Origin of the sequence: Halomonas elongata (assembly GCF_029081005.1) — a bacterium.
Taxonomy (GTDB): Bacteria; Pseudomonadota; Gammaproteobacteria; order Pseudomonadales; family Halomonadaceae; genus Halomonas; species Halomonas elongata_B.
In genome coordinates this window covers 15,550-32,252 of sequence record NZ_JAJQTQ010000026.1, presented here as the reverse complement: position 1 = coordinate 32,252, position 16,703 = coordinate 15,550, and the positions used below count along the sequence as shown (strand labels likewise).

Sequence of the window (16,703 nt, the reverse complement as noted above, 5' to 3'; positions counted from 1 at the left end):
GACGGCACGAACGGGATCAGCCCTGGCCGCAAGCAGGAGAATCGTATGGACACCGTCATCGGTATCGACATCGGTACCCAGAGTACCAAGGCGCTGGTGATCGACCATCATGGCCGAATCCTGGCCGAGCACAGCCAGGGTTACCGCGTCGACACTCCCCGCCCTCTCTGGGCCGAGCAATGGCCGGACGTATGGTGGGACGCCGTGCTTGCCTGCCTCCGCGCCTGCCTCGATGCCCCGGAGGTGGATCCCCGGGGCGTTCGGGGACTATGCGTAAGCAGCCTTTATGGCGGATCCGGCGTCCCGGTCGACGCCGATATACGCCCCGTGCATCCTTGCCTGATCTGGATGGACCGTCGGGCCGAACCCCAGGTCCAGTGGATAAGGGAAAACCTCGACATGGCCCGCCTGGAGGCCATCACCGGCAATGGCGTGGACAGCTATTACGGTTTCACCAAGATGATGTGGCTCAAGGCCGAACGCCCCGATGTCTGGCATCAGACGCGTTACCTGCTACCCCCCAACAGCTACATCAACTATCGCCTGAGCGGCGAAATCGCCATCGATCACAGTTCGGCCGGGAACATCGGCGGCATCTACGACCTGGCGGCACGCCGCTGGTCGACGGAAATGCTCGATGCCCTGGACCTCGACCAGGACAAGCTTCCGACCCGGCTGGTGGCCTCGGGAGATGCGATCGGCGGCCTGCTGCCGTCGCTGGCCGACTCGCTTGGCCTGGAAGCCGATATCCCCGTAGTCGCCGGCGGCGTCGATGCGGTAATGGCCACGCTGGCCGCCGGCGCGACCCGCCCCGGCAATCACGTCGCCATGCTCGGCACCAGCATGTGCTGGGGCGTGATCAACCAGAGCGTCGATGCCAGCCAGGGGCTGATCAGCATGCCCCACGTGCTGAACAGCGACCGTGACCTCTATACCTTCGGCGGCGCCCTGACCGCCGGTGCCTCGGTCAGCTGGTTCGTTGACCTGCTGGGTAGCGACGGTTCGACCGCCGATGAACATGGCAGCGTCCACGACCGGCTCGAGCCCCCCGCCCGAGCACTTCCCCCCGGTGCCGAAGGCCTGCTGTTCCTGCCCTACCTGATGGGGGAGCGCAGCCCGGTATGGGATGCCCGGGCCAGCGCCGGCTTCATCGGTCTCAGCCTCTATCATCGTCGACATCATCTGTATCGCGCCGTACTGGAAGGCGTGACCTTCGCCCTGCGTCACAACATGGAAGCCGGCAAGCGCCAGGGCGGCGCCCTCGACTCCCGCTTGATCGTGGTCGGCGGGGCCACCCGCTCTGACCTGTGGATGCAGATCATCGCCGATGTGACCCGAATGCCGGTCTACACCTACCGCGAAAACGTGGAGGCGGCCCTGGGGGCCGCCCTGCTGGCCGGACAGGCAACCGGCGTGATCGACCTCGACCAGCCGATGCGACATAGCACCCTGCTCGAGCGCGCCGTGCCATCCGAAGCGGCGGCACGCCAATACGACAAGCTGTTCTCTCTTTACTGCCAGCTCTATCCAGCGCTCAAGCCCATCATGCACCGGCTCAACATCAATGATGCCCTCACGGACGATGCCACACCATGAACTTCGAACTCCAGAATCAACGCATTCTCGTCACCGGAGCGACCAGCGGCATCGGCCTCGATATCGCCCGGACCCTCGCCGAACTCGGCGCCGATCTGGTGCTGTTCGGCCGAAACCGGGACAAGCTCGACGAACTCCAGCATGAACTGGGGGCCAGCACCCTGATCGTCGATATTACCGATGAGACTGCGGTCTCGAAGGCCTTTATCGAGATGCCCGCCCTGGATGGTCTGGTCAACTGTGCCGGGATCTCGATTCTCGACAGTGTCCTGGACGTCGGGGCCGAGGATCTCGAGCGAATCATGGCCACCAACGTCACCGCCAGTGCCGTGATGGCGCGGGAAACGGCACGCAACATGCTGGAACACGGCCGCCAGGGCAGCATCGTCAACGTCTCCAGCCAGGCCGCCATGGCGGCTCTGCCCGACCACCTCGGCTACTGCGCCTCCAAGGCGGCGATGGATGCCATGACCCGAGTGTTGTGTCTCGAACTCGGTCCCAAGGGGATCCGCGTCAACAGCGTCAACCCGACGGTGACCCTGACGCCCATGGCCGAACGCGCCTGGGCGGATCCCGCCAAGCGCGACCCGATGCTGGCCGCCATCCCGCTGGGCCGCTTCGCCACCCCGCGGGAAGTCGCCCTGCCGGTGGCTTTCCTGTTGAGCCAGGCAGCATCGATGGTCAGTGGCACCTGCCTGCCGGTCGATGGCGGTTTCACGTCGCACTAGATCCACCATTCACTCGAGAGAAGCCCCCTCCATGACCCATCGACTCGACGCACTTCGTCAACACTCCCTGGTAGTCGCCGACACTGGCGACCTGGATGCCATCCGGCGCTATCGGCCCCATGATGCCACCACCAATCCCTCGCTGATCCTCAAGGCCTTCGAGCTGCCGGGGTATCAGGCACTAATCGATCGCGAGCTGGCCGACGTCAAGGCCGAAGCCGGCAATCGTCGGGAAGAACATGCCGTAGACCGCCTCGCCGTGGCCATGGGAAGTGAAATCGCCAGGATCGTGCCCGGCCGCGTGTCCACCGAAGTCGCCGCCAGGCTCTCCTTCGACACCCAGGCCAGCATCCGCAAGGCCTTTGAACTGATTGCACTCTACGAGCGACATGGCGTGTCCAGGGACCGGGTGCTGATCAAGCTGGCCTCGACCTGGGAAGGCATCCGCGCTGCCGAGATCCTGGAACGAGAAGGCATCAACTGCAACCTGACCCTGTTGTTCAGCGACGCCCAGGCCCAGGCCTGCTTCGATGCCGGCGTCTTCCTGATCTCGCCCTTCGTCGGCCGCGTCACGGACTGGTACAAGAAGGAAACCGGCCAGGACTTCACGCCCGATACCGACCCCGGGGTACAGTTCGTGCGTGGCGTCTGCCAACGGGTTGGCCAGGGCGGCTACGACACCGTGGTGATGGGCGCCAGCTTCCGCAACATCGGCCAGGTATTGGCGCTGGCCGGGTGCCCGCGGTTGACCATATCACCGCAGCTGCTCGAGGAGCTCGCCACCACGACGGGCGATGTCAGGCCCAGGATGCTCCTGGCACACGGTGGCGGGCCCCGGCCGTCTCCGCTCAGCGAGCCTGCCTTTCGCTGGAACCATAATCACGATGCCATGGCCAACGATAAGCTCGCCGAAGGCATCCGACGCTTCGCCGAGGATCAGGAACACCTGGAGGCGCGGATCGCCGATCGTCTGGCATCCCTCTGAAACGACGCGCGCCCCATCGCGAATTCGGCACGACGTCATGAAGTCGGCCCTGGTGCGGGTCGGCAGCCATGGCAAGAACAGGGGCAGGCATTCGCCCGGTGGCGAATGACGGATCAATGCATCAGGGCGGCGGAGACGACGACCTCGCGGCCGGCCACCGAAGGGTCCTCGATCTGCTCGAAAAGCAGACGAAAAGCCTCATGCCCTGCCCGATATGTGTCGTGCACCGCGCAGGGCACCGACACCTCGAAGATATCGGCGTAGGGCAAACGATCGACCCCTGCCACGAAGACATCGTCGCGGGACACATGGGCATCGTGCAGGGCTCGCATGGCCCCCAGCGTGATCAACTGATTGAAGCCGAACACGGCCTCCGGGGGCCTGCGCTGGCGCAGGAAATCGGCCATGTCGCGATAGGCCGGTTGCAGGGTATAGTCGCCCGGTCGCTGTTCCAGGTTCAATGAGATGCCTGCGGTGCCATAGGCTTCCTTGAGCCCCGCCAATCGATGCTGCGTGATTCGGGACCCCTTCGGTCCCGTGAGTGCCAGCACCTGGCGGATACCCGCCTTTGCCAACGCTTCCCCCACCAGTCGGCCGGCAAGATGGTTATCCAGTACCACTCGACTGAAATCCGCCACGTCCAGGGTCCGGTCGAGCATGACGACCGGCAGCCTGGCGGCGCGCAGCCGATCGAGGTAGGCAGGCTGATAGGTGGTGTCGTCGGAGACCGGGGAGAGAATGACACCGGCCACCTGATAGCTGAGCAGGGTCTCGATCGCCACTTCTTCACGCGCCGGCGACCCGTCGGTATCGATCAGCATGATGGTGTAGTCATGCTGATCGGCGGCGCGGGAAATCGCCTTGATGACTTCACTGTAGAAGGGGTTGTCGACACTGGCCGTCACCAGGCCGATCAGGCGATTCTTGCGGCTCCTGAGATGACTGGCAAAGGCATTGGGGACGTAGCCCAGCTCCTGTGCCGCGGCCAGAATCTTCTCGCGTGTCTGCGATTTGACCTTGTCGGGATCCTGGAAGGCGCGCGACACCGTCATGTTGGTCATGCCCACATGTCGGGCGATGTCGTTGATGGTTACCTTGCTACGTCTGGCCATGTTGCTTACCCGGCTTCGGAGATTCGACGCCGCTCAACGAAAACGCCGCTGGGCCAGCAGGTGACGTACCAGAGGGCCAAGGATCAATTCCATGGCCAGCGACAGGCGTGACCCTGGCACCACCAGAGTATGAGGGCGGCTCATGAAGGAATCCTGAATCATCGCCAGCAGATACGGGAAGTCCACGGTGGCGGGGTCACGAAAGCGAATCACCACGAAGGACTCGGCATCGGTGGGGATATCCTGCACCTCGAAGGGATTGGAAGTGTCCACCGTGGGGACGCGCTGGAAATTGATATGGGTGCGCGAAAACTGGGGCAGGATATAGCGGACATAGTCATCCATGCGCCCCAGAATGGTGTCGATCACCGCTTCCTGAGTGTAGCCCCGGGCCTGGATGTCACGGTCGATCTTCTGGATCCATTCCAGGTTCATGGTCGGTGCCACGCCCACCAGCAGGTCGACGTGCCGGGCGATATCGTGCTCGGCGGTGACCAGCCCTCCGTGCAGGCCTTCGTAGAACAGCAGGTCGGTGCCCGAGGGCAGCGACTGCCATTCGGTGAAGGTACCGACCTGGTAACCGGCCTCGATCATCGACTTGTCCTCGGCATGGATGTAATGCCGATAGGTGCCGATGCCGTTGTCGCCATATTCCAGGAACAGCTCTTCGAGCTTGTCGAGCAGATTGGCTTCCACCGCAAAGTGCGAGAGCTCGTCCTTGCGTTCGGGTTCCTCGCGGAACATGCGCGCCAGCTCCTGCCGGGTATAGCGATGGAAGGCATCGCCATCGACGAAGGCCGCATGCACGTCCTCCCGAGCGAACATGCGCTCGAAGGTGCGCTTCACGGTGGTCGTGCCCGCCCCGGATGAACCGGTGACGGCGATGATCGGATATTCCCGGGACATCAGCCTCCCTCCATCAGACGATCTGCCAGGGCGACGGGGACCGGCACGGGACGACCGGCATCGGGATCGACCAGCATCAGATTGAGGCGTGCGGTCGCCACGGTGCGACCATCCGACTCACGGCGGAGGCGATGGTAGACAGTGATCGCCTTGCGCGATGGCGCCGGAATGGCGGTATCGACCACCAGGGCATCCGGCCACCGCGATTCGGCCTGATACTGCACGGCGAGATCCGCCGCCACGCAGGGATATCCCCCCATGTCGCCCTCGGAGAGCCCCAGGCTGGCCAACGCCTGAACGCGGGCTTCGTGCATCAAGGACACCACCGCGTCGTGGCCGAGATGACGCCCATAGTTCATGTCGGTGATACGCACCGACAGGGGATGACGATGGCAGATATCCGTCTCGGGAAACTCGAGCCTGACGCGTTCCATGTTGCGGGCCTCCTGGATGTTCTCGCGAACGGAATGTCACGCGCGATGGGCGGGGATCTCAACCGTCGCCGCGGGCGATGGCACGATGGGCGATATCACGACGATAGGCGACATCGGGCCAGGTGATCTCGGCCAGGCCTCGATAGGCCAGATCCCTGGCCGCCGAGACCCCTTCGCCCAACGCCGTCACGCACAATACCCGACCGCCGGCGGTGACGACCTCATCGCCCTCGCCGAACCGGGTGCCGGCATGAAACACCTTGCAGCCGGTGGCTTCGGCGGCCTCCAGGCCGGTAATGGCATCGCCCTTGCGGTAGTCGCCGGGGTAACCGCCGGCGGCCATCACCACCCCCACGGCGTCGCGCTCATCCCAGTCACAGGCGAGTCCTTCGAGTGCTCCCCGGGCGCCGGCCAGGCACAGCTCGGCGAGATCCGAGGTCAGGCGCATCATGATCGGCTGGGTCTCGGGATCCCCAAAACGGCAGTTGTACTCGATCACCCTGGGATTGCCTTCGGCGTCGATCATCAGCCCCGCATAGAGAAAACCGGTATAGGGGTGGCCCTCCTCGGTCATGCCCCGCACCGTGGGCTCGATGACCCGGGCCATGATCCGTTCATGAATCTCGCGGGTCACCACCGGTGCCGGCGAATAGGCCCCCATGCCGCCGGTGTTGGGACCGGTATCGCCGTCGAGGGCGCGCTTATGATCCTGGCTGGTGGCCATGGGCAGCACCGTGTCGCCATCGACCATGACGATGAAGCTGGCCTCCTCGCCCTCGAGGAACTCCTCGATCACGACACGGGCCCCGGCATCCCCGAAGGCGTTGTCCTCGAGCATGTCACGGATCGCCGCCTCGGCCTCGGCCTCGGTCATGGCCACGATGACGCCCTTGCCGGCGGCCAGGCCATCGGCCTTGATGACGATCGGCGCCCCTTTCTCGGCGAGATAGTCGAGCGCCGGTTCCACCGCAACGAAGGTGCGATACTCGGCGGAGGGGATCGCATGGCGCGCCAGGAAGTCCTTGGTGAAGGCCTTGGACCCCTCGAGCTGGGCCGCACCGGCGGTAGGGCCGAAGATCGTCAGGCCGGCCTCGCGGAAGCGATCCACGACACCGTCGACGAGCGGCGCCTCGGGACCGACGATCGTCAATTCGATACCCTCGTCGCGCGCGAAGGCCACCAGGCCTTCCAGGTCGTCGACGCCGATCGCCACGTTCTCGAGCCCTGGTTCACGGGCGGTGCCGGCATTACCCGGCGCCACATGGACCGTCTCGACCCGGGGTGACTGGGCGACCTTCCAGGCCAGGGCATGTTCGCGGCCACCGCCGCCGATGATCAGAACCTTCATCCGGTGCTCTACCTCAATACCTCGGGAAAACGTCGCGGCATTATGTCAGAAACTTGCCTCGACCGCCGCCCGATCAGGACTTGTCGTTGTCGTCATCGTCCTGCTTGTTGTGACCGCCTCCACCGAGATTCTGCTGCCAGAAGCGCATGTTCTCCTCGGCCAGCTCACGCATCAGTTCCATGGGAGTGTGTCGCATGGCCTGCTGCCACTGATCCTGCATGTGCTTCTGCTGCTCCATCATCAGGCGGGTACCCTGCTCCAGGTAACGCGCCAGAGGCAGCGGCTTGGCCATGTCGTAGACCCGGATGAACTGGGCCAGCAGGTCGTTGGAGAAGACCTCGGCCTCGCCATCGGCCTGCTCCTGTTCGATGATGATCGACAACAGGATGGTACGGGTCAGGTCCTCCCCGGACTTGGCGTCCTCGACCCGGAAGGGCACCTCGTCGAGCACCAGGCTGCGCAGGTCCTCGAGGGTTACATAACGGCTCTGTTCGGTATCATAGAGCCGACGATTGGCATACTTGCGTATCACGCGCACGGCGCTGCTCCTTGTCATTGTCGACTGGGCGATCGCCCTTCATCCACGTATTGTGCACCGCGCCACCCACCATGCAAGACAACCGGGGAAATCGGCGCTCGGCCGACGACCCGATGGCCCTTCCATCTTCCACAAGGTATCACGAGACACCATGAACCTGATCCTGCTCTCGCCCCGGGACCTCGAGAACGGACACCTGGCCCGGGTCCGAGATCCCCGCCGCCTGGCACACCTCAAGGACGTCCATCGGGCACGCGCCGGCGACACCATGACACTGGGGCTCGAGAACGGTCTCCTGGGGCGCGGCACCCTGCTCGAATACCGCGACGACGAAGCGCTGTTCGACATCAGCGGTCTCGAGGAGGCGCCGCCACCGGCATTGCCGGTTCACCTGGTCCTGGCACTGCCGCGCCCGCGCATGCTGGCACGCAGCCTCGAGCACGCCACGGCCCTGGGCGTGAAGTCCCTGACCCTGCTCAATACCCGTCGGGTGGAGAAGAGTTACTGGCAATCACCGGAACTCGGACCAGACAGGATCCGCCGCCACTTGGTCCTCGGCCTCGAACAGGCCCGGGACACCCGGCTCCCCGAGGTGACGCTGGCCAAGGGCTTCCGCCCCTTCGTCGAGGACCACTTGCCGGCGCTGCTGGCCACCAGCCGCGGGCTGCTGGCACACCCCGGCATGCCGGAGGCCTGTCCACGCGGCGTCGACGAGCCGATCACCCTGGTGATCGGACCCGAGGGGGGCTTCATTCCCTGGGAGGTCGACAAGCTGCTCGAGGCGGGTTGCCGAGGCGTGCACCTGGGACCGCGCATTCTGCGGGTGGAGACCGCCGTTACTGCCCTGCTGGCACGCCTCGCCTGAGGGGCGTCGAGGCCTCACTCCTCGTCGGGGTCGAAGGACACCAGCGGCGAGTCGGCATCGCAATCCGGCTCGGTGGTGAAAGTCTCGCGCACGTCCAGCACGCCAAGATGGCCGATGGAACGCCGCCCCAGCAGCATCGGATAGTTCATCTCCTCGCGATTGCGCAGGCTGAACTGCTCCTCGTAACGCGTATCTCCCACGCAAACCTCGAGCAGCACTACCGGCCGCTCGTCTCGGCCGCCCGCACCTCGTACCGTCAGGTCGCGGTAGAGCGGGCGCTCAAGGCGTTCGGAGAAACGCTCGCCATTGGCCTCGTTCTTGAGCTTGAGCCGGAAGCCCACCCACTCCTCGTCGTCCTTCTCGAAGATCTCGATGTCACGGGCATCCAGCGACGAGGTCAGGGCGCCGCTGTCCAGCTTGGCCTTGATCTCCACATTCCCGGGCTCGAGCGTGACCTTCTCCACCCAGCCGAGCGGCCGCTTCGACGCGACATCGTCGTCGGCCAGCGCCCACGATGAACACAGCACCAGGCTCAACAACAGTGGACGAAAAATGGCATCCATGAAGGGCTCTCCTTGATCATGACGGCAGCGTAGGCAACCAAGTGGATCATCCCGATCTTTTCGATTGTCGGCGGCATGTCCCTGTACCGCGCTCGACCCGGCATGAAGGCTTGCCGCGTCAATATCGATGCGTGCTTCCCTTGCTCAGGGACGCAGGCGCTCGAGCAGTCCCCTGGTGGCGAAACCATCGGGCGTCACGCCAATCTCGCGCTGGAAGGCACGTAACCCACGACGGGTATTCGGCCCCAGAATGCCATCGGGAGTTCCCGTATCGAAGCCTCGCTCGTTCAGGCGCTGCTGCATCTCCCGTACGTCGCTGCGCTTCAGGGGCGGCTGTTCGCGCGGCCAGTCGCCCTGGATACCCTCGCGTCCGGCGATGACATCGCTCAGCGTCGCCACCGCGAGGGCATAGCTGGTGGCATTGTTGTAGCGCAGGATGACTCGGAAATTGGGACCGACCAGGAAGGCCGGCCCCCGAGCGCCGGCCGGGGTGATCACCGACGCGGAGGTGAAGTCGGGCAGTGCCCGGCTGTCCCGAGAGCGCACACCGTCCGCCGCCCACTCGGCACTGGAGCGACGGATATCGGGCTCGGTCAGGGTATAATCGAAGTCTTCCGGCAGGCGGACCTCGGTTCCCCAGGGCTCGCCTTCGCGCCAGCCGGCGTCATCGAGATAGTTCGCGGTGGAAGCCAGCACGTCGGCAATGCTGTTCCAGATGTCCCGACGCCCGTCACCATCGCCGTCCACGGCGTGGGCCAGAAAGCTCGAGGGAATGAACTGGGTATGCCCCATGGCGCCGGCCCAGGAACCTTTCATGCGCGCCGGGGAAATATCGCCGGCCTCGATGATACGCAGCGCGGCAATCAGCTCGCCGCGGGCGAAGTCGCGGCGGCGACCGTCATGGGCCAGCGTGGCCAGCGCCTCCAGCGTCGAGAAGTCGCCGAGATAGTCGCCATAGCTGCTCTCGATGCCCCAGATGGCCACCAGCACCTCGCTGGGCACCCCATATCGCTCGGCCATCTGCCGGGCCGTATCACGATATTCGGCCAGGCGCTCGCGTCCCTTGCGGACGCGCGAGGCCGACACGGCACTGTCGAGATATTCCCAGACCGGTCTCACGAATTCCGGTTGGGCACCATCCAGCTCGATGACCCGAGGCCGATAGCGCAGCCCGTCAAGGGCTCGCTCGAGGGTCGCCTCGGCGATGCCTTCGGCACGGGCCCGGCGCCGAAAGCTCGCCAGCCAGGTCCCGAAGGAGGCCTCCTCGGCCTCGGAAACGGGCGCCTCTTCGGTCGGCGCGGCGGTATCTGCCGTCGAGGGGGACTCGGCCCGGGCATCCCGGGGCTGGGCGCTCTGGCAGCCGACCAGGGCGGCACACAGGATGGCGAGAGGGAGCAGCTTGAGTGTCATGGCATCGCATTCCTTGGCGGTGTCGGCCCCGATCATCGCCTACAACGGCAGCGGGTGCCAGCCCATTCCATCACGCGTCGCGGTCACGCTCATCGACCTTGTCGCACCGCTCGCTTTCCAGCCCGCTGTCCAGACGGTGACTCAACGGGTCATAATGCGGTTTGAGTTCATCCTTCACGGTTCCATCCCATAGTCGGGCGCCGACGAAATAACCGGCACGCCCGATGATATGTGCCGCCACCGGCGCCGTCATCATGATGAACAGGATGATCCCGAAGGCCCTGGCTACCACCGCCTCCTCGGCGAAGTGAATGGCCACTCCCAGCATGACCAGGGAAATACCCAGGGTCGCCGCCTTGGTCGTGGCGTGCATGCGCGTCAACAGATCGGGCAGTCGCAGTACGCCGAGGGCCGCCAGACACATGAAGACCGCCCCCACCAGGACCAGTCCCGCAACGAGCCATTCAGTCATCGCGAGGCCCTCCGCGCTCGAGGAAGCGTGCGAAGCCGATCGTGGCCATGAACCCCATCAGTGCCACGACGATGGCAACATCCAGCAACAGGGCCACATCGGTGGCGATGGCCACCACCCCGATGATGCCGACGAGGATCGACGAGAACAGTTCCATGGCCACCACCCGATCGGGCAGGCTGGGGCCGCGAAACAGGCGAATGAAGGTCAGGCACAACGCCAGCGCCATCACCGCCAGACTGATCAGGAATATGGTCGACATGACGACCCTCCTCGCTAAGGAAACACGGTACAAATGCCTATGCGGACAAATTGCTGCGTTACGCGGTGCTGGTGCGCCAGCCCGGTCAGAATCCTCACCTATACCTCATAGGCTCCGGTTCTTGCGCTCCGGGCGCCTTGCATGACCCACAAGGAAGTGGGAAATGCGATGGCCCGTCAGGAACGGGCCTAGTCTTTGCTCCGCTCGTCGATTTGTTCAGCGCTTCGCTAATGAAACAGCGCCAGTGCTCGACGCTCCAGCTCGGCCAGGCTGCGTCGGAGCGCCGGCTCGTCATCGAGAAACATGGCGTGGATGTACAGCACCCGGCGGTCATCCGACACGTCCAGGCTCAGGGTCCCCGGCGTCAAGGAAATCAAGTTGGCCACGAAGGCGATCTCGAACTCCGTCCGGGCCTCCAGGGGCATGGCGATGACCCCCGGTTTCATGTACCAGGGCGGGGTGACGATGTCGTATGACACCTTGAAGTTGGCCACCACAAGCTCCTTGAGAAAGAAGCCGACAAAACGCACCAGGCGAGGCAACCGCTGAGCATAGCCCGCCAATGCCGGCACCTGGGGCTGAATCAACGCCAGCACCAGGTAGCCGAACACCAGCCCCGCCAGCAGGTTGCCGCCACTGAAGTCTCCGGTCAGCACGACCCAGGCGAGTCCCAGCAGCAGATTCCAGGCCGCTCCGATCATCGTGCTCCCCCTTCGGCGTCGCCGAGCACGGCTTCGATGTAACGCTCCGGTGCCAGCAGTTGGCCGGCCGATGTCTCGGCGAGGGCATACAGCGGCCCGGCATTGAGTCCAATGAACAGGGTGCAGAGCGCGAGCCCGGCCACCGGGGTCACCATCAGCCAGAGCTCACCTCGCCTGATCGCGGGACGCGGCGCATCATCGTCCTCGCCGGGATCGGCCTTCCAGAAGACCTCGGACCAGAGCTTGATCATCGAATACAGCGTCAACAGCCCCACCAGCAGGGCAATGAAGGTCACGCCATAGGCTTCAGCCTCGAGCCCGGCGCGAATCACGACGAACTTGGCGAAAAAGCCCGACAAGGGGGGCATCCCGGCCAGGGAAAGCGCCGAGATCAGGAACAATACCGCCAACCAGGGATGCTGGCGATACACGCCTCCCAGGGCCTCGAGCCGATAGCTCCCGTACAGCCGATGCACGATACCGCTGATCAGAAACAGGTTGGCCTTCACGATGATGTGGTGCGCGATATAGAAGACGCCGCCGATGATCGCCAGGGGCGTGAACAGCGCCAGTCCCAGGATCATGTAGCCGATCTGGCTGACGATATGAAACGACAGGACTCGCCGAAACTCGAACTGTGCCGCGGCCCCCAGTACGCCGGAGAGCATGGTCAAGCCGGCGCCCCACAACAGGACCTCATGGGTATACCCCGGACTGTGATGAAAGATCAGCGTGAAGACACGATAGAGCGCATAGACCCCTACCTTGGTGAGCAGGCCGGCGAACAGTGCCGATACCGCCACCGGCGGCGTGTGATAGGACGCCGGCAACCAGAAGAACAGGGGGAACGCCGCCGCCTTGATACCGAAGGCGACCAGGAACATCATCGCCAGCGCATCGACCATGCCGTTGTCGTCCAGCCGGGGCAGGCGCTGGGCAATATCGGCCATGCTGAGGGTTCCGACCATGCTGTACAGCAACCCCACCGCGATCAGGAAGATCACCGACGACACCAGGTTGAGCGTGACGTACTTGATCGCCCCTTCCATCTGCGGCTTCTCGCTGCCCAGGATCAGCAGCGCGAAGGACGCCACCAGCATGACCTCGAACCAGACATAGAGGTTGAAGATATCGCCGGTGAGAAAGGCGCCCGCCACCCCGGCCAGCAACAGGTGCATCAGCGGGAAATAGCCGAAGGCCTCATGGCCACGCCCCGTGGTGGCCAGCGAGTACAACGCCACCGCGAAACCGATGATCCCGGTCAACACCACCATGATGGCGCCCAGCACGTCGGCCACCAGGCTGATGCCGAAGGGTGCCGGCCAGCCGCCCATCTGCATCACCAGGATGCCGTCGCGATTCACCGTGGCCAACAGCCATATACTGGTAGCCAGCAACCCGGCGGTACCGAGCACGGCGATGAGGCGCTGCATGCCCCTGGAACGCCAGAACACCAGCGACACGGCGCCGGCCAGCAATGGAATCAAGATGGGTAGCGCAATCTGAGGGTTCACGTATCGGTATCCTTCATCCGATCAAGATCATCGGCACGCACGACTTCCCAGGCTCGACGCACCAGCACCACGGCAAAGGACAAGACACCGAAGGCAATGACGATAGCGGTGAGGACCAATGCCTGTGGCAACGGATCGGCCACCACATCCGGTGGTGCCGATAGCCCTTCAGGCACCAGCGGAGGAGCCCCCCGCACCATCCCCGCCATGGAGAAGATCAACAGGTTGGCGGCATTGGAAAGCAGCATCAGGCCGATCACCAGCTTGACGATGGAGCGGCGCAGCATCATGTAGATCGCCGTGGCGAAGAGTACGCCGATCGTGACGGCCATCAACGATTCCATGATCCTCTCCTCAGTCTCGTGACTCGGTGGCGTGATCCGTATCGACCAGGGCGGTGATTGCCGTCAGCACCGAGCCGACGACGGCCAGATAGACCCCGATATCGAAGACCAGCGGAGTGGATGCCTTGAAGCCGATCACCGGGATCGTCCACCACTGGGCAGTAAGGAAGGGCTCGCCGAACCACCAGGCCGGCAGGGTCGAGAGCACACCGAACAGCAGTCCCATGGCCACCAGATCGCGAGGTGACACCTTGAGCATCTCGCTCAAGGCACTGCGGCCATAGGCGAAGAAGTAGAGCGTGAAGGCACCGGAGGCCACCAGGCCGGCGATGAAGCCGCCCCCCGGCTCGTCATGACCACGCAGCAGCAGGAACACGGAAAACAACAGCTGCAGGGGCAACAGCAAGCGTGCCGCCACATTGAGGATCAGGGTGCCCGATCTAACCATTGTCGTCCCTCCCCCCGGCCAGGTCGTAGCCGGCATCATATTCGGCGGCGTGAAAACGCAGCATCGCGTGAACACCGACCGCGGCCAGCGCCAGCACGAATATCTCGCCCAGCGTATCGAGCGCCCGGAAATCCACCAGGATGACATTGACGATATTGTGGCCATGGCCCAATGGCTGGCTATTGGCCACCATGTAATCGGAGATGCGCGGCAGGCGCTGCCCATTCAGCACCGACAGCATCAACAGCGTCATCAGCGTGCCGAAGCTGCCCGCCACCGCCAGATCGCGCCAGCGCTCAAGCGGAGTGGACAGCGTCGCGAAACGCGGCAGTCGGAAGAGCACCAGCACCAGCAGCACCACGGTCAGGGTTTCCACCAGCAGTTGCGTGATCGCCAGATCCGGGGCACTGAACAGCACGAAGATCAGGGCGATGGAAAACCCCATGATGCCGACAGCCGCCACGGCGGCCAGACGCGAACGCATCACGCAGGCCGTCAAGGCGCCGGCGACCATCAGCCCCGCCACCACCATTTCATGGAAATAGGCATCGACCGAAAAGTCGATCTCCAGGGGATGTCGAATCAGCAATGCATGTCCCACCAATCCCAGCAGGACCAGCAGTGTCATCACCAGATAATTGCGGACATGACCGTTCTGCAGGATGCGGGTCTGCCACTCGGCGACGTACACCATACCGGCCATCAGCATCTCGTAGCCACGTTCGGGGCCGTGGCGGATGACCGGATCGAGATAGGCGAGCCGATGCCGAACCGCGTCCCAGTGTCGAAAGACCAGCGCACCGAGTACCAGGCTCGCCACCGACAGTAACAATGGCAGATTGATGCCATGCCAGAGCGTCAGATGCACATCCGGATCGACGGCACCCAGGCCATTCACGGTGGCCTCCACCAGTGCGTCGAGCGTCCCGGGTGCCAGACCGAACAGCAAGGACAGCGCGGCCAGCAGTGCCGGACCGACGAGCATGCCGACAGGTGCTTCGTGGGGCGTTTCGGGGGTATCACGCCGCTGCCCGAAGAACGGTCTCAGCGACACGACGGCCGCCACCGCCAACGTCAGAAAAGCCCCGGTGAAGGCCAGCAGCAGCATCAACCCGCCATGGTGATCGGCGGCAAGAACCGACTTCAGCATCAGTTCCTTGCCGAGAAACCCCAGCAGCGGCGGCATGCCAGCCAGCGAAAGCGACGCGATACAGGCTACCACCGCGGTTTTCGGCATCACGCGACGCAGGCCCCCCATGGCGGAGACATCCTTGGTACCGGTCGCGTGATCGAGGATACCGGCCACCATGAACAACGCGCCCTTGTACAGCGAATGGGCCAGAAGAAAGGTCACGAAGGCGACCAGGGCCCCTTCGGTGCCGATGCCCAGCAGCATGGTCAGGGTACCCAACGCCATCACCGTCGAATAGGCGAGGAGTTTCTTGATATTGGTATGACGAATGGCCAGGAAGGCGCCCGTCGCCATGGTCAGTGCCCCCACCAGCGAAAGCGTCGTCTCCCAGAGCCCGGTCCCCCCCAGGGCCGGGTGCAGGCGCGCCATCAGGTAGATCCCGGCCTTGACCATGGTGGCGGAATGCAGATAGGCCGAGACCGGCGTGGGCGCGGCCATGGCATTGGGTAGCCAGAAATGGAAGGGAAACTGGGCCGACTTGGTAAAGGCACCGATAAGGACGCAGACCAGCAGCGGCGTATAGAGGTCGTGCCCGACGAGTTGCGCGCCCCGTTCATTGAGCACGGACAGTGACCAGCTATCGCCTGCCTGAGCCAGCATGACGAAGCCCGCCAACAGCGCCAGCCCGCCCCCGACGGTAACAAAGAGCCCCTGCTGTGCCGATTTCCGGGCCACGGGGTCGGTATGATGAAAACCGATCAAGAGGTAGGAGGTGATACTGGTGAGCTCCCAGAAGACGAACAACGCCACCAGGTTATCGGCCAGCACCAGGCCCAGCATCGACATCATGAAGGCGATGATCACCACCAGGAAGCGAGGGAGGTCGCGCTCCCCCTTCAGATACTCTCCCGTGTAGACCAGAATCAACGCACCGATCACGGTAATCAGCATGGCAAACAGCCAGGCCAGGCCATCGATCAGGAAGGTCAGGGTGATATCCAGTCCCGGCACCCAGGCCCACTCCAGCAGCAGAGTGTCACCCGCCGCAATGACCGGCCATTGGGCAAGCAGCCAAGCCGCAATACCCGCTGGCAGCATGGCCATCACGAGCGGTGTCCGCGCACCAAGCCAGTGATGAAACAACGGCGCCAGCCCCGCCAGTATAAATCCTGCCAGTATTGCGAGCTGCATGAGATGCCCTACTCCTGCCGACCGGGATTAGCCCCACGGACCGGCCCGACTCTAAAGAGTTTCATCACTTGAAGGCAAGAGAGGGGGCGAGACGCGTCCATTTTGCGTTAGAGTAGAAAACAAATGCCATTGATGGGCCTGTTCACCCCAGGGA

The 16,703-nt window shown here is 64.0% G+C and carries 18 protein-coding genes; 4 read left to right on the top strand and 14 right to left on the bottom strand.

Annotation, left to right across the window (positions count from 1 at the left end; genetic code table 11):
- The first annotated feature begins 45 nt into the window (after positions 1–45).
- The 3 genes from LU493_RS15850 to tal are packed head-to-tail and all read left to right on the top strand — an operon-like array spanning position 46 to position 3,309.
- Positions 46–1,596 (top strand): FGGY-family carbohydrate kinase, encoded by a 1,551-nt coding sequence (locus LU493_RS15850; protein WP_275288770.1) that lies wholly within the window; start codon positions 46–48, stop codon positions 1,594–1,596.
- The gene (locus LU493_RS15845) at positions 1,593–2,324 is read left to right on the top strand and encodes an SDR family oxidoreductase (protein WP_275288769.1); all 732 of its coding nucleotides are present in this window, start codon (positions 1,593–1,595) and stop codon (positions 2,322–2,324) included. The genes LU493_RS15850 and LU493_RS15845 overlap by 4 nt, the downstream gene beginning before the upstream one ends.
- Positions 2,325–2,355: 31 nt before the next feature.
- Positions 2,356–3,309, top strand: a complete 954-nt coding sequence (tal, locus tag LU493_RS15840; RefSeq protein ID WP_275288768.1) for a transaldolase — start codon at positions 2,356–2,358, stop codon at positions 3,307–3,309.
- Positions 3,310–3,422: 113 nt separating this feature from the next.
- On the opposite strand, the gene LU493_RS15835 is transcribed toward tal, so the two are convergent.
- The 5 genes from LU493_RS15835 to phaR form a co-directional block, all read right to left on the bottom strand.
- On the bottom strand, positions 3,423–4,421 hold the full coding sequence (locus LU493_RS15835) for a LacI family DNA-binding transcriptional regulator (RefSeq protein WP_275288767.1): 999 nt from the start codon (positions 4,419–4,421) through the stop codon (positions 3,423–3,425).
- Between the two features lie 33 nt (positions 4,422–4,454).
- Complete coding sequence (locus LU493_RS15830; RefSeq protein ID WP_275288766.1) at positions 4,455–5,327, bottom strand: phosphoribulokinase; 873 nt, start codon at positions 5,325–5,327, stop codon at positions 4,455–4,457.
- On the bottom strand, positions 5,327–5,761 hold the full coding sequence (locus tag LU493_RS15825; RefSeq protein ID WP_275288765.1) for an acyl-CoA thioesterase: 435 nt from the start codon (positions 5,759–5,761) through the stop codon (positions 5,327–5,329). The genes LU493_RS15830 and LU493_RS15825 overlap by 1 nt, the downstream gene beginning before the upstream one ends.
- Before the next feature lie 58 nt (positions 5,762–5,819).
- Positions 5,820–7,109, bottom strand: a complete 1,290-nt coding sequence (gene purD, locus LU493_RS15820) for a phosphoribosylamine--glycine ligase (protein WP_275288764.1) — start codon at positions 7,107–7,109, stop codon at positions 5,820–5,822.
- Between the two features lie 73 nt (positions 7,110–7,182).
- Positions 7,183–7,647 carry a polyhydroxyalkanoate synthesis repressor PhaR gene (gene phaR, locus LU493_RS15815; protein ID WP_275288763.1) on the bottom strand — a complete coding sequence of 155 codons (465 nt, stop codon included), beginning with the start codon at positions 7,645–7,647 and terminating at the stop codon, positions 7,183–7,185.
- Positions 7,648–7,798: 151 nt separating this feature from the next.
- On the opposite strand from phaR, the gene LU493_RS15810 reads away from it, so the two are divergent.
- Positions 7,799–8,512 (top strand): 16S rRNA (uracil(1498)-N(3))-methyltransferase, encoded by a 714-nt coding sequence (locus LU493_RS15810; RefSeq protein WP_275288762.1) that lies wholly within the window; start codon positions 7,799–7,801, stop codon positions 8,510–8,512.
- Between the two features lie 14 nt (positions 8,513–8,526).
- On the opposite strand, the gene LU493_RS15805 is transcribed toward LU493_RS15810, so the two are convergent.
- From LU493_RS15805 to LU493_RS15765, 9 genes are all read right to left on the bottom strand, one after another.
- Entirely contained in the window at positions 8,527–9,075 is a 549-nt protein-coding gene (locus tag LU493_RS15805; RefSeq protein ID WP_275288761.1) for an ATP-dependent zinc protease family protein, read from the bottom strand.
- A gap of 144 nt (positions 9,076–9,219) precedes the next feature.
- Positions 9,220–10,485, bottom strand: a complete 1,266-nt coding sequence (locus tag LU493_RS15800; RefSeq protein ID WP_275288760.1) for a lytic murein transglycosylase — start codon at positions 10,483–10,485, stop codon at positions 9,220–9,222.
- A gap of 70 nt (positions 10,486–10,555) precedes the next feature.
- Positions 10,556–10,957 carry a monovalent cation/H(+) antiporter subunit G gene (gene mnhG, locus LU493_RS15795; protein WP_275288759.1) on the bottom strand — a complete coding sequence of 134 codons (402 nt, stop codon included), beginning with the start codon at positions 10,955–10,957 and terminating at the stop codon, positions 10,556–10,558.
- Complete coding sequence (locus tag LU493_RS15790; protein ID WP_275288758.1) at positions 10,950–11,219, bottom strand: monovalent cation/H+ antiporter complex subunit F; 270 nt, start codon at positions 11,217–11,219, stop codon at positions 10,950–10,952. Before LU493_RS15790 ends, mnhG begins: the two co-directional genes overlap by 8 nt.
- Positions 11,220–11,446: 227 nt before the next feature.
- Positions 11,447–11,920: a Na+/H+ antiporter subunit E gene (locus tag LU493_RS15785; RefSeq protein ID WP_275288757.1), complete on the bottom strand. Its 474-nt coding sequence runs from the start codon at positions 11,918–11,920 to the stop codon at positions 11,447–11,449.
- Complete coding sequence (locus LU493_RS15780; RefSeq protein WP_275288756.1) at positions 11,917–13,434, bottom strand: Na+/H+ antiporter subunit D; 1,518 nt, start codon at positions 13,432–13,434, stop codon at positions 11,917–11,919. The genes LU493_RS15785 and LU493_RS15780 overlap by 4 nt, the downstream gene beginning before the upstream one ends.
- On the bottom strand, positions 13,431–13,778 hold the full coding sequence (locus LU493_RS15775; protein ID WP_275288755.1) for a Na+/H+ antiporter subunit C: 348 nt from the start codon (positions 13,776–13,778) through the stop codon (positions 13,431–13,433). Before LU493_RS15775 ends, LU493_RS15780 begins: the two co-directional genes overlap by 4 nt.
- 10 nt (positions 13,779–13,788) lie before the next feature.
- On the bottom strand, positions 13,789–14,226 hold the full coding sequence (locus LU493_RS15770; protein ID WP_275288754.1) for a Na+/H+ antiporter subunit B: 438 nt from the start codon (positions 14,224–14,226) through the stop codon (positions 13,789–13,791).
- On the bottom strand, positions 14,219–16,549 hold the full coding sequence (locus LU493_RS15765; RefSeq protein ID WP_275288753.1) for a putative monovalent cation/H+ antiporter subunit A: 2,331 nt from the start codon (positions 16,547–16,549) through the stop codon (positions 14,219–14,221). Before LU493_RS15765 ends, LU493_RS15770 begins: the two co-directional genes overlap by 8 nt.
- Between the last annotated feature and the right edge of the window lie 154 nt (positions 16,550–16,703).